The following is a 14,300-nucleotide window of genomic DNA, read 5'->3' as shown; positions in this document are numbered from 1 at the left end:
ACTATAATTCTTCAACGATAATATTATGGTTTGTAAACACACATATATCAGCAGCAGTTTCAAGAGAAGCCAGTGCAATTTCTTTTGCACTTAAATGACTGGCATGTTTTTTTAACGCACGTCCTGCGCTAAGTGCATAATTACCACCAGAACCGATTGCGATAATGTCGTCATCTGGTTGTATCACTTCACCCGTTCCACTAACAACAAGTAACTCATTTTTATTCATCACGATTAACATTGCTTCAAGCTGGCGCAACATTTTATCTCCACGCCATTCTTTAGCTAGTTCTACTGCTGCACGGGACAAATTACCATTATATTCATGTAATTTCATTTCAAACTTTTCAAACAATGTAAATGCATCTGCTACACTACCAGCAAATCCGGCAACTACTTCATCATTAAATAATCTTCGCACTTTGCGTGCAGTTTGTTTCATAATAACTTGCTGACCGAGTGTTACTTGTCCATCACCACTCATAGCACATTGATCATTATGACGAATAGCAAATATCGTTGTAGCATGTAATTGATTATTCAAAATATCAGCTCCTTAAGCTCTAGGATGTGCATTTAAATAAGACTTTCTGAGATGTTCTTTTGTAACATGTGTATACTTACCGGTTGTAGATAAGTTAACGTGACCGAGTAAATCCTGCACTGTTCGTAAATCTGCACCATTATTTAATAAATGAGTGGCAAATGTATGTCTCAGTTTATGTGGATGAATTTCATTCGGTCCAGTTGCTCTCTTTACGATTTGGTCTAAGACATAACGAACGCCCCTTTCTGTTAGCGGGGCATTTCTGTTATTTATCAATAAATAATCATGATCAATTTTTCGGGTTTCTCTCAGTGCAAGATAATCTTCAATAGCACTTTGTGCAAATGCACCATACGGCACTATTCTCTCCTTATTCCCTTTACCTCGAACTTTTAACATCATCATTTGCTGGTCAAGATCCGTAAGTTTAAGATTCGTTAACTCTGCTGCCCGTATACCAGTTGCATAAAGTAATTCCAAAATTACTTTATCACGCGTATATAAAGGTTTCGATGTGTCAATCGCTTCAAATAATTGTGCCATCTCTTCTTCATAAAAAAATTTAGGTAAATATTTTTCTTGTTTTGGATGAACGAGCTGATTAAAAGGATTAACTTTTTCTGAATCCTGATATAAATATTTATAAAATGACCTTAATGATGAGATGTGTCTGGAAACAGTCGTTCTTTTAAGTCCTCTGTTATACATGTGGACTAAATAATTTCTCGCATCTCGGTACTCAAATATTGATATCGTTAAACATTCTTTTTGTAAAAATAATAAAAAATTCTGTAAATCATTTTCATAGGCAGTAATCGTATGCTCTGAAAAGTTGCGTTCTTGTTCTAAATATTTAAGAAATGCTTTAACTTCAGTGTTCATCATACTTTCACCCCTATTTATCTGAATTGTAACACAATTCATTTCTATTTTGAAATGATTTCTATCATAAAATTAAAGTGTAACTTTAAAATGTTCTAAAGTAGTTAACGCGCGATTTGCAAGTGCTTCATAGCGCTCTTTTTTATCTTTAATACGTGTATCTAAATTAGGAAGAAGGCCAAAGTTGGCATTCATCGGTTGAAAGTTTTTACTGTTCGTATGCGTAATATAATAAGCCATAGAACCGATCACTGTTTTTTCAGGGAATAGTACAGGCGCAACACCACTAATATGCTTAGCCATATTAATACCTGCAACTAATCCACTCGCTGCTGATTCTACGTATCCTTCAACACCAGTCATCTGGCCAGCTAAAAATAATTCATCGTTGCCTTTGAATTGATATGTCTGTTGTAAATTAGTTGGCGAATTAATAAATGTATTACGATGCATAACGCCATATCTGACAACTTCCACATTTTCTAATCCAGGAATTAGCTTTAATATCTCTTTTTGTGCACCCCATTTAAGATGTGTCTGAAAACCTACTATATTATATAAAGTTCCGGCAGCATCATCCTGGCGTAATTGAACAACTGCATATGGACGTTTTCCTGTCTTAGGATCTTCTAATCCAACAGGTTTCATCGGTCCAAATAATAAAGTTTTTCGTCCGCGTTTAGCCATCTCTTCAAATGGCATACAGCCTTCAAAATAAATCTCTTTTTCAAAATCTTTTAACGGAACAACTTCTGCTTCTAGTAAAGCATCATAGAATCGATTAAATTCCTCTTCTGTCATCGGACAATTTAAATAAGCAGCTTCACCTTTGTCGTAACGAGATTTTAAATAAACTTTTTCCATATCAATGGAATCCTTTTCTATGATTGGGGCAGCAGCATCATAAAAATAAAGATGTTCTTGTCCAGTCAAGCGTTGGATATCTTTACTCAAACTTTCTGTCGTTAAAGGACCCGTAGCAATAATTGTAGGACCGTCAGGTACACTGGTTATTTCTTCATTGATGACTTCAATATTCGGATGATTTTTTAAAGTGTCGGTAATATAACCACTGAATTCATGTCGGTCGACAGCTAATGCACCTCCTGCTGGAACTGAAGCATTATCGGCAGCTTTAATTACCAATGAATCTAATCGTCTCATTTCTTCTTTTAATACACCCACTGCATTTGTAAGTGCATTTCCTCGTAGCGAATTGGAACATACTAACTCTGCAAATTTATCTGTATGATGTGCCGGAGTCTGTTTGACTGGGCGCATTTCATATAATTTAACTTTCACGTCTCGTTTTGCTAATTGATATGCAGCTTCAGAACCTGCTAAACCTGCTCCAATGATATTTACTGTCTTCATTTTATTCCTCCTCTAAGTCCTACCCGATTGTAATATATTTTCATGTTTTTAAAAAGAGATTTATCTGAATTTATTATAAATTCGTCTAATTCTTAATAGAAAATTTACAAAAACAAAAAATGTGCACATCTGTATATTTGATGTGCACATCTTTCGTTATTGTGCTTTTTCGTCGTAATCACAATTTGTACATATGACTTGCGTTTGTTTGCCTTTTTTACGTTCAACAAGTTGCGTATCACATTTTGGACATTTACGTGCGATTGGTTTATCCCATGATAAGTAATCACATTCTGGGAAGTTACTACAACCATAAAAGATTCTATTCTTCTTCGATTTACGTTCAACGACCTCACCATCGTTACATTTAGGACATGGTACGCCGATTGTCTTAACTATTGCTTTCGTATTACGACAATCAGGAAAATTTGAACATGCCATAAATTTTCCGTATCGACCCATTTTATATACCATAGGTGAACCACATTTCTCGCAATCTTCACCAGCTGGCTCATCTTTGATTTCAATTTTCTCCATTTCCTGTTCTGCACGATCAACATGTGTCTTAAAGTCACCGTAGAATGTTGAAATAACCTTCTTCCACTCTATTTCTCCGTTAGCAACTCTATCAAGAAGCGTTTCCATATTAACTGTAAAATCAATATCAATAATCTCTGGAAAATATTCTTTTACAGATTCATGAACAATTTGACCGAGTTCTGTCGGATAGAATTTTTTCTGGTCAACTTTAACATAGTTACGTTTTTGAATCGTATCAATCGTCGGTGCATATGTAGAAGGACGACCAATACCTTTTTCTTCTAAAGTTTTAACAAGACGCGCTTCAGTGTAACGTGGAGGCGGTTGTGTAAAGTGTTGGTTTTCGTCAATATTTACTGCCTTTACTTTATCTCCGACATTCAGTTCAGGTAAACGATTTTCACCTTCTTCTTTATCTTCATCATTACCTTCAACGTATACGCTCATAAACCCTTTAAATTTAATCGTCTGACCATTCGCACGGAATTTAATATTATCCTGAACAAGATCGACACTTACAGTATCAATAACAGCAGGTGCCATTTGACTTGCCATAAAACGTTCCCAGATTAACTTATATAGTCGAAGCTGGTCTCGTGATAAATAAGCTTTCATTTCAGTCGGTGTTCGAAGTGCAGAAGTTGGACGTACTGCTTCATGGGCATCTTGAGCACCACCTTTAGCGTTCGCTTTACGTTTCGATAAATATTCTTTACCAAATTTTTCTTCAATGTAGCTAGCAGCTTCAGTTTTTGCTGTATCAGAGATACGTGTTGAATCGGTACGCATATACGTTATTAAACCTACAGTTCCCTGCTTCTTAAGATCTATACCTTCGTATAATTGTTGCGCCAACATCATCGTTTTACGTGCTTTAAAGTTAAGTTTACGGGCAGCTTCCTGCTGTAATGAACTTGTCGTAAAAGGTAATGCTGGGTTTCTAAGCTTTTCTTTCTTTGTAACATCTGTCACCTCAAACATATCGGTCTTAAGCTGACTAACAATCGCTTTAACATCTTCGTCGTTCGATAACTTTTTAGGTTTGTTTGATTCATGCAAAAACTTTGCTTTAAATTCTTTATTTTTAAAAGAAAACAAACCGTCAATTGTCCAGTATTCCTCAGGTTTAAATGCATTAATCTCTTCTTCACGATCAATAATGAGTTTCAATGCAACAGACTGAACTCGGCCAGCAGAAAGTCCTTTCTTTACTTTTTTCCATAAAACAGGCGAGATATTATAACCAACGAGACGATCTAAGACACGTCGCGCCTGCTGTGCATCAACTAACTCATGCTTGATCTCACGTGGATTTTTAAAACTTTCTTTAACAGCATCTTTTGTTATCTCATTAAATACGACGCGAGATTTTGCTGATTGATCTATATCTAAAATATGTGCTAAATGCCAGGCAATCGCTTCCCCTTCGCGGTCCGGGTCACTTGCGAGATAAACGTTTTTCGCTTTTTTCGCATGTTTCTTTAAATCCTGTACAACAGGTCCCTTACCGCGTATCGTGATATATCTTGGTTCAAAATCGTTCTCAGTATCCACACCCATTTGACTTCTAGGTAAATCCCTAACATGTCCCATTGATGCGACAACTTTAAATTTTTTTCCTAAATATTTCTCAATGGTTTTTGCTTTTGCAGGCGATTCTACAATGACGAGATTCTCTGCCATTTTGATATCCCCCTTTAATTTAAATCTGTTTTGCTTTTCAATGATAAATAATATACGTTTCATTTCTATCTTGTCAAATTTTATTTCTAAATTCATACAAAAATTAAAATATAAACAATAAAAATGATGAAAAAATTTATAAAATATATTATTTATAATAGAAGAAACTCATCTATATAAAATCCTCTAGAATATCTTCTACTTGAACAATTATTTTAGCTCCTTCAGCAATCTTTTGATTACATCCTTGAGAAAGTTTTGAAATAATCTTACCAGGCAAGCAGTAAACATCTCGATTTTGATCTAAAGCCTGATCACACGTTATTAAACTACCGCTTCTCAGTTGTGCTTCAGTAATTAAAACGCCTTGTGATAATCCACTGATAATTCTATTACGTTCAGGAAATTGAAATTTAGCAATCTGTGTCGTTGGATAATATTCGCTAATAACAAGATGATGACATTCCATATTGCGTCGTAATAGCGTCACCTCTTCTGGATAATAGTAATCATGACCGAAACCAAGAACTCCAATGGTTTTGCCGCCATGATAATTTGCAGCCAAATGTGCATCACTATCTGCACCTTTAGCTAAACCACTTACAATTGTAATATTATGTTTCACTAAATGCGGCATAAATTGATCTATAACTTCTGATGTGTAGTCTGTTCTATTGCGACTACCGACAATCGCTAAAAAATGCTTACGCGATAAAATAGAAATATCACCTTTACAGAAAATAACAAATGGAACATCATAGATCTGTTTTAATAAAGATGGAAATTGATCAGAATTGTAAAATACAGGTGTAATAAAACGGGAAGATAAAGCGTGGTGTATTTCCTCAATACTAAGTGAATTGAATCGTTGAATTTTTAAATATAATTTATTATCACGATTAAGTAAATTATTTAATATCGGAAAGACACGTTTGTAAGGTATATCAAATGTATTAAAGTTCTGATTTATTTTATGAAGTTGTTGCGTTGTAAATCCAGATGCGATGAGTCTTAATATGAGTTGCTCTTCATGTGAATAATTCATTTTTATCACCTCAAACAATACAATAATTATTTGATATTAACTCATTGTTAATTTAATTCATAATATTATTGAGATTTAATAAAAATTTTAGGGTTAAAATATTTTTTTACTCTTTTATTTCATAATATATGTAAAAAAAACATTACTTATTTTCCAATATTGTATTATCCCTAATTGATTTATTTAGTACATATTATCAACACGTTTTCTCCTGAATTACTCTAAATAAAAAAGCCAAGACTCTTAATTGAGTCTTGGCTTACTAACATTTATTATTTAACAGTTAAACATTTTTCGTATAACCCATCTTCTTCTTTAATGCGTTCTACTAATGTTGAACCGATATCAGATGGCGTTGCTGCTGTTTTAATGCCTGCAGCATTCATCGCTTTTATTTTCTCTACAGCTGTACCTTTACCACCAGAGATGATTGCACCAGCGTGTCCCATACGTTTTCCTGGAGGTGCTGTTTGCCCACCTATGAATCCTACAACTGGTTTTGTCATATTTGCTTTAACCCATTCTGCTGCTTCTTCTTCAGCAGTTCCACCGATTTCACCAATCATTACTACTGCTAAAGTTTCAGGGTCATTATTAAATGCTTCTAAAGCATCGATAAAGTTTGTTCCGTTAACCGGATCTCCACCAATACCAACTGCTGTCGTTTGACCAATACCTAATTGTGTTAATTGATGTACCGCTTCATATGTTAATGTTCCAGAACGACTTACAACACCAACATGTCCTTTTTTATGAATATATCCTGGCATGATACCAATCTTGCATTCGTCAGCAGTAATAACACCTGGACAGTTAGGTCCCACTAAACGTGTTTTCTTGCCTTGCATATAACGTTTAACTTTAACCATATCTAACACTGGAATGTGTTCAGTGATACAGATTGCTAAATCTAACTCTGCATCTACACATTCTACGATTGCATCAGCAGCAAATGGTGCTGGTACATAGATAACCGAAACTGTTGCACCAGTAGCTTTAACTGCTTCTTCTACTGTATTGAATACTGGCACGCCTTCAACTTCCATGCCGCCTTTACCAGGTGTAACACCTGCAACGATTTTTGTACCATACTCAATCATCTGTTTTGTATGAAATAATGCTGTTGATCCTGTTATACCTTGTACGATTACTTTCGTATCTTTATCAATAAATACTCCCACGTTTATCCCCGCTTCCTATTTAGCTTCTTTTACTAATTCAACGATTTTTTGTGCACCTTCAGCCATTGTGCTAGCTGGAGTAATTGCTAATCCAGAATTGTTTAGAATTTCTTTACCTTGTTCAACGTTTGTACCTTCTAAACGTACAACTAATGGAATAGTTAATTCTAATTCTTTCGCTGCTGCTACAACACCTTCAGCGATAATGTCACATTTCATGATACCACCAAAGATATTTACAAAAATACCTTCAACTTTTTCATCACCTAAAATGATCTTGAAAGCTTCAGTAACTTTCTCTTTTGTAGCGCCGCCCCCTACATCCAGGAAGTTCGCCGGATTTCCGCCGAAGTGGTTAATTGTGTCCATTGTAGCCATTGCAAGACCCGCACCGTTAACCATACAGCCGATATTTCCATCTAAAGCAATGTATGATAAATCATATTTAGATGCTTCGATTTCTTTTGGGTCTTCTTCGTCTAAATCACGTAATTCAACTACGTCTTTTTGACGGAATAAAGCATTGGCGTCAAAGTTAATCTTAGCGTCTAAAGCTAAAACGTCGCCAGAACCTGTTGTTACTAATGGGTTAATCTCAATAATAGATGCATCTTTTTGAATGAATACATCATATAATCCCATCATAATTTTAACTGCTTTATTTACAGATTCTTTAGGAATATTAATGTTGAATGCTAAACGGCGTGCTTGATAAGGCATTAATCCTACTACAGGATCGATGACTTCTTTGAAGATTTTTTCCGGAGTAGCTTCTGCTACCTCTTCAATTTCAGTTCCACCTTCTTCAGATCCCATTAATACAACTGAATCTGTTGCACGGTCTAATACAAAACCTAGGTAGTATTCTTTTTGAATGTCGCAACCTTCTTCAATTAAAAGGCGTTTAATTTCTTTACCTTCCGGGCCAGTTTGGTGCGTAACTAAAACTTTGCCTAATAATTCTTTGGCATAGCTTTCTACTTCATCCAATGATTTAGCAATTTTAACACCACCCGCTTTACCACGGCCACCAGCGTGAATTTGAGCTTTAACAACATAAACGCCTTCTGCTAAACCTTTTGCTACTTCAACTGCTTCTTCAGGTGTATATGCAACTGAACCATTTGGTACTGCTACACCCATCGAGCGAAAAATTTCTTTCCCTTGATACTCATGGATATTCATCTTCCATCCTCCTAGATTGCACAATTATTTATGTTACGTTTCAATTATAGAAAATGTAAGCGCTATTGTAAACTGAATAAACCTAAAAAGAAACGTGTTTTCACTCAAATTTTTCAAAAATGAGTAAAAACACGTTTAAAGTAACGTTTAAATCAAAAATTGCGTGTTCTCATCGATTTAATTGGTTCAAATGTTTTTCGGTGAATAAGTGTTATGCCATAAGTCGCTAAACCTTCCAGATGTTTCTTCGTACCATATCCAGCATTATTTTCAAAATCATAACCCGGATAGATTTCGGCTAATTCTGCCATTAAACGGTCACGGTATTGTTTAGCAATTACACTTGCTGCTGCAATTGAAATACTTGTACTATCACCTTTTATGATGGACTCTTCTATTAATCCCGTCTGTAACTTCATCGCATCAATTAACAGCACATCAGGTGTTACAGGTAATCCTTCAATCGCACGCAACATTGCTATTTTAGTCGCCTCATAAATATTTACAGCGTCTATTTCTTCTACCGTTGCTATACCGATTGCATAAGTTACATTTTCAATTAGATCAGCTTCTATTTTTGCACGATTGATTTTAGACATTTGTTTAGAATCATTTAGCCCGTAAAATGCATGATTCTCATTGAGTATAACAGCACACGCTACTACTGGACCTGCTAATGGCCCACGCCCAACTTCATCAATACCGGCTATAACTTTCCCCGGATATTTATTTTCATATAAAAGCATCTCATCGTATTGTTCAACTAATTGCTTTTGTTTTTCATAAATTTTTTTTTGCTGCTTTTTAATTTTTAAAGCACCCGTTCTTGTCTCAGTCGCAAAGAATTTATCAAGATTACTCACCGGAATTGATTGTACCAATGATTTTAACTGTGCGATACTATAGTCATTGCTCTTCATCTTTTTCCTCTAATAAATCAAGTGAATCAAACGTATATTTACCGATTTTCTCATTACGTATATCACGAATAATCAATTCAACAACACTTTCATAATCAATTTCATTACCACGTAGTTTCATTCCACGAGACTTTCCGATAGCATCAAATACTTCAACATAAGGTGTATCCGCTTCAACATTAATGTTGTAATGTTTATTCAGTGTTTGGAGATCTTGCTGTTGTAAAAACTCAATCCCATATATCGCTACTTCATCCAGATGAACAATACTATCTTTGATTGCCCCTGTTAAACTTAATTTTTTTCCGACAAACTGATCTTCAAACTTCGGCCATAGAATACCTGGTGTATCAAGTAATTCTAAGCTGGTTCCTACTTTAATCCATTGCTGCTTTTTCGTAACACCTGGCATATTCCCTGTCTTAGCGATTGATTTCTTTGCTAAACGGTTTATCAGTGTTGACTTACCAACATTCGGGATACCTACTATCATCGCACGTATTGCACGTGGTCTTAAACCTTTTGCTTTCATGCGATTAAATTTTTCTTTCGTTACTATTTCTGCAGCTTTCGTCACTTGCGATAAATTTTTACCATTTTTACTATCAATAAGGACTGGATAGAAATCTTTTTCTTCAAAATATTGCATCCATTGACGCGTCTTATTTAAATCCGCCATATCCATCTTATTCAAAAGCACAACACGAGGCTTATCTTTAATGACTTCATCAATCATCGGGTTACGTGATGAATACGGAATTCGTGCATCTACAAGCTCAAATACTACATCTACCAGCTTTAATTGTTCTGTTACTTCTCTTCTTGCCTTGGCCATATGACCAGGAAACCATTGAATAGTCATCTATATTATATCTCCCTACTATATATTTAATGATTTTACACGTGACCTTTATTATAATGTCATTATAATATTATATACTATTATGAAGATATTTTTTTAAAAAAAGAGGCGTACATATGTTAATATCTTTGATTATTCCGATCTATAATGAAGAAAAAAATATTTATAAGCTGGCTGTAACGATTCAGCAAACGATGGATAAACATCATTTCCACTATGAAGTAATGCTTGTTAACGACGGTTCAAAAGATCGTTCTTTACAGTTATTAAAAGAAATTGCAACACAGCATCACAATTTTAAATATATATCTTTTTCAAGAAATTTCGGTAAGGAGGCAGCAATGTTTGCGGGTCTTAAAAATTGTTCAGGTGACTGCGCAGTCATTTTAGATGCCGATCTTCAGCATCCACCAGAATTTATTCCTACAATGGTTGCCGCATTTCAGGAAGGATACGATCAGGTTGTGATGCGCAGAGACCGATCCGGAGAACAGTTTTTAAGAAAAATTCCGACACAAATTTTTTATAAACTGATCAATAGTACAGTTGACGTTAAATTAACAGATGGCGAAGGCGATTTTCGTTTAATATCACGTGATGTGATTGACAGTATCGTGTCTCTGGAAGAATATAACCGATTTTCAAAAGGTATATTTGAATGGGTTGGCTATAACAAAAAAACGATACCTTTTAAGAATATGCAGCGTGAATCTGGTCAATCATCATTTTCCAGCCTTAAGCTTATCGATTATGCCATCGATGGTATCATCAGTTATAATAATAAGCCACTTAGAATCTGTTTTTATTTAGGAAGCGTCACGATGGTGCTATGTTTATTATATATTTTAATGACTTTAATCCAGATCATGACGCACGGCATTGATGAACCCGGCTATTTCACGATTATTTCATCGGTGTTGTTTTTAGGTGCCCTACAGCTTTTTAGTTTAGGCATTATCGGAGAGTATATCGGTAGAATATATTTTGAAACGAAGAAACGACCACACTATATTATTAAGGATACGAATATTAAACACAGTGCTGGTGAATCAGATGAAACTTAATCAATCATATCAACGATTTATCAAGTTTATAGTTGTAGGTATCATCAATACATTCAACTATTATGTGATATATCTTTTCTTATTAAAAATAGTATCTGCCAACTATTTATTTAGTCATCTAACAGGGTTCATCTGTTCGTTTATTATTTCATTTTTCCTAAACTGCTACTTTGTTTATAGCGTTAAACCTACATGGCAAAAATTTATAGCTTTTCCTTTAACACAGGTTGTCAATATGGGAATACAGACAGTATTACTGTATATATTCGTTGATATTCTTTCTATCAATAAAGTGTGGGCACCTTTTCCTGCATTAATCTTTACAATTCCAATAACATATATCATTACAACTTATATTTTAACGAAGGAGCAAAAATGAAGAACAAAAAATACTCACCACTATTGTTAACTGTAATCGCATTATTATTAGCTATATTCGGTCATAGTTTTTACATCTATCGATTCTTTAAAGACGGGACTATCTTTACAGGACCAAATGATGGACTGGAACAAATGTTACCGATGCAGCTATATCTATATGATAAATTCATCTCCGGGGAATTCTTTTATAATTTAGACTTTGGGCTTGGGGGAGATTATTATACAGATTTAGCATATTACTATTCTACATCGATTATTTTCTTTATTAATATGCTCGCTGTACGTTTTTTTGATTTATTTTTTAACTTTCAAGTAGACACTGTTACTTTCTGGGCTAAAAATGCATTCTTTATCTCGATAGCTAAATCAACTGCTGGTATTTTAGCGAGTTACTATTATTTCAGAAAGATAAAGATGACACCGATTCATGCATTATTGTCTGGTTTTTTATTCTTAACATCAGCAATATACTTTAGGTTTACATTATACTGGTCATTCTTTAGTGATGTTTTTATTTTCTTACCATTATTATTACTAGGTATTGAACGTTACATACAAGATGAGAAAAAAGGTATTTTTATCATTGCTGCTGCTTGTATTTTTATCAATAACTTCTACTTTGCATATTATCAGGTGTTATTCGGATTAATCTATTTTGTTCTAAGAAATATTTTCAGAAGTGAGTATGATACAGTTGAACGCGCTAAGCAGTGGATTAATTTTGTGATTATGGCTGTACTTGGTCTAATGATCAGTGCTTTTGCATTCTTTTATGGGGCAAAGAGTTTTCTACAGAATGAACGTGCGCCTTATAACGTAAAGATACCTTTATTTGATCCGTTCGATCAAAATGCCAATATCTTTTATGATAATTATCTTGTCATCGTCCTATTTATTACTATACAGGCATTACTTACTTTTAAATTCTATAAAAATTATTTCTATCGCTTTTTTGCAGTTATGTCTATAGCTTTGATGTTACTTAGCTTCACACCTTTTATCGACTCAGTATTTAATGGTTTTAGTGCACCTCAAAAACGCTGGCACTATTTAATTACATTCTTTACGAGTGGCCTAATCGGATTCTATATTATGAAATTTAAAGAGATTTCAATCCAGAATTACTTATATTCTTTAATTCCGGGATTTGTCATTGTATTTATGAGTCATCATTATATAGATAAAGCTGTAACCTGGGTCTGGCTTTTACCTGTTATCGCTATTATTGGATTAATTGTATTAATCGTCAAAGACAATGCAGTCAAACAGACAATTTACTATTTACTGATTGCAATGATTATTATACTGAACTGGGATATTGTTCGCGTACACAATAAACTCGATAACTATAATCCAGGTATTGAAGAGCGTGCAAAGATGAGTTATATCGAGTCTAGTGTTTATGACTCTCCTTTGCAAAGGCAAATTGTAGATGAACTAAAGAAAAAATTAAAGCCCGGGGAACGTATCGACTGGCGTGTATTAGAACAAGATAACACACCGATGTATCAAAATTTTAACGGGGTTTCATTATATTCAAGTATCTTTGATGGCTCACTTATTGATTTTTTCTATAAGCAATTAAAAATCAATATTAAAGAAGAGTCATTATCTCGATACTCTACTTTTAATTCAAGAAGTAACTTAGAGTCACTTATGAATATTCGTTATTTAGTAAGAAAGTCTTATCAGACAGATATCCCTGAAAACTTTAAGTTAATTGCTGATAATGGTAAATATAAAATATATGAAAATACTAAAATGATTCCTTTCGCTCGAATTACATCCAACGTAGTAAACAGCAAGGATTTAACAACTCCGATTGACAGAGAACATGCAATGATTAAAGGTATCGTATCTGATCGTTTAGCAACGAATTACAAGATCAATCCAGCAAAAAATTTATTATCTGAAATGAAAGTGACACCTTCAGGCGCTGAATGGATTGCTGATAATAAGACATTAAAGGTGAATCCTCCTAGCGGTGGATTAGTAATAGACATCCCAAAAGCTTTATTAACAGCGTATAAAGATTTTTATGTAGATATGCATGTACAGATACAATCACCTGTCACAAATCATCAGATTAATATCAATGGATACGCGAATAACCGACTATTTCAAACGAGTAAATATCGCACACATTATGATGATCTGATGTATAGAGTGAAGTCACCGAAAAATGGAAAGATATTGATCGGTTTAACAGGTGGAACGTATCAATTAACAATCAATGGTATTTATGGAGAAGACTATAAAACTTTATCTAAAGTGAATCAGACAAAAAATTATACGTTCACTGATAACGGTAATAAAATGACTGTTCAGCTTAAATCATCAAAAGACGGTTACTTAACAGTACCTATTACATATCGCGATGGTATACGCGCATATGTTGATGGTAAAAAAGTTGATGTTGAAAGAGCAAACTATATTATGAGCGCTGTGAAAGTCGATAATAATACAAAAACTGTAGAATTTCGTTATACGCCACCATATTTTTATTTGATGGTCACAATATCGCTATTAGGTATTATTCTTTCTGTGTTGTACACAAGAAATTCGCGTGGTGAAAGGAAGCAGATAAAATATGTTTTCTCAAAAAATAAAAAACAGGAACTGGTCTAACATAAAAA

The 14,300-nt window shown here is 34.2% G+C and carries 12 protein-coding genes; 3 read left to right on the top strand and 9 right to left on the bottom strand.

Translation table 11 applies throughout. The annotated features are described in order from the left end of the window. Position 1 precedes the first annotated feature (1 nt). The 9 genes from hslV to ylqF form a co-directional block, all read right to left on the bottom strand. The gene (gene hslV / locus BHX94_RS09080; protein WP_165958640.1) at positions 2–547 is read right to left on the bottom strand and encodes an ATP-dependent protease subunit HslV; all 546 of its coding nucleotides are present in this window, start codon (positions 545–547) and stop codon (positions 2–4) included. A 9-nt stretch (positions 548–556) separates the two neighbouring features. Further along, positions 557–1,429, bottom strand: coding sequence for a tyrosine recombinase XerC (xerC, locus tag BHX94_RS09075; RefSeq protein ID WP_096078090.1), 873 nt, complete (start codon positions 1,427–1,429; stop codon positions 557–559). 72 nt (positions 1,430–1,501) lie between these two features. Next, complete coding sequence (gene trmFO, locus BHX94_RS09070) at positions 1,502–2,803, bottom strand: FADH(2)-oxidizing methylenetetrahydrofolate--tRNA-(uracil(54)-C(5))-methyltransferase TrmFO (protein ID WP_111746053.1); 1,302 nt, start codon at positions 2,801–2,803, stop codon at positions 1,502–1,504. Positions 2,804–2,959: 156 nt separating this feature from the next. Continuing rightward, positions 2,960–5,032, bottom strand: a complete 2,073-nt coding sequence (gene topA, locus BHX94_RS09065; RefSeq protein WP_199798149.1) for a type I DNA topoisomerase — start codon at positions 5,030–5,032, stop codon at positions 2,960–2,962. A gap of 166 nt (positions 5,033–5,198) precedes the next feature. Further along, positions 5,199–6,071: a DNA-processing protein DprA gene (gene dprA, locus BHX94_RS09060; protein ID WP_111746049.1), complete on the bottom strand. Its 873-nt coding sequence runs from the start codon at positions 6,069–6,071 to the stop codon at positions 5,199–5,201. A gap of 272 nt (positions 6,072–6,343) precedes the next feature. Next, on the bottom strand, positions 6,344–7,252 hold the full coding sequence (gene sucD / locus BHX94_RS09055; RefSeq protein ID WP_096076723.1) for a succinate--CoA ligase subunit alpha: 909 nt from the start codon (positions 7,250–7,252) through the stop codon (positions 6,344–6,346). Between the two features lie 15 nt (positions 7,253–7,267). Further along, positions 7,268–8,437, bottom strand: a complete 1,170-nt coding sequence (gene sucC, locus BHX94_RS09050) for an ADP-forming succinate--CoA ligase subunit beta (protein WP_111746047.1) — start codon at positions 8,435–8,437, stop codon at positions 7,268–7,270. A gap of 152 nt (positions 8,438–8,589) precedes the next feature. Continuing rightward, positions 8,590–9,357 (bottom strand): ribonuclease HII, encoded by a 768-nt coding sequence (locus BHX94_RS09045; protein WP_111746045.1) that lies wholly within the window; start codon positions 9,355–9,357, stop codon positions 8,590–8,592. Then, positions 9,344–10,219, bottom strand: a complete 876-nt coding sequence (gene ylqF, locus BHX94_RS09040) for a ribosome biogenesis GTPase YlqF (protein WP_111746043.1) — start codon at positions 10,217–10,219, stop codon at positions 9,344–9,346. Before ylqF ends, BHX94_RS09045 begins: the two co-directional genes overlap by 14 nt. 116 nt (positions 10,220–10,335) lie before the next feature. On the opposite strand from ylqF, the gene BHX94_RS09035 reads away from it, so the two are divergent. Genes BHX94_RS09035 through BHX94_RS09025 form a run of 3 tightly spaced genes read left to right on the top strand, consistent with a single transcriptional unit; the run spans position 10,336 to position 14,292 of the window. Next, positions 10,336–11,283 (top strand): glycosyltransferase family 2 protein, encoded by a 948-nt coding sequence (locus tag BHX94_RS09035; RefSeq protein ID WP_111746041.1) that lies wholly within the window; start codon positions 10,336–10,338, stop codon positions 11,281–11,283. Beyond that, positions 11,273–11,662: a GtrA family protein gene (locus tag BHX94_RS09030; protein ID WP_111746039.1), complete on the top strand. Its 390-nt coding sequence runs from the start codon at positions 11,273–11,275 to the stop codon at positions 11,660–11,662. Before BHX94_RS09035 ends, BHX94_RS09030 begins: the two co-directional genes overlap by 11 nt. Next, on the top strand, positions 11,659–14,292 hold the full coding sequence (locus tag BHX94_RS09025; RefSeq protein ID WP_111746037.1) for a YfhO family protein: 2,634 nt from the start codon (positions 11,659–11,661) through the stop codon (positions 14,290–14,292). Before BHX94_RS09030 ends, BHX94_RS09025 begins: the two co-directional genes overlap by 4 nt. Positions 14,293–14,300 lie beyond the last annotated feature (8 nt).

The organism is Macrococcoides bohemicum, from assembly GCF_003259675.1.
GTDB classification, from domain to species: Bacteria; Bacillota; Bacilli; order Staphylococcales; family Staphylococcaceae; genus Macrococcoides; species Macrococcoides bohemicum.
Note: the sequence above shows the minus strand (reverse complement) of the source record. Positions and strands in the feature narration are given on the sequence as shown.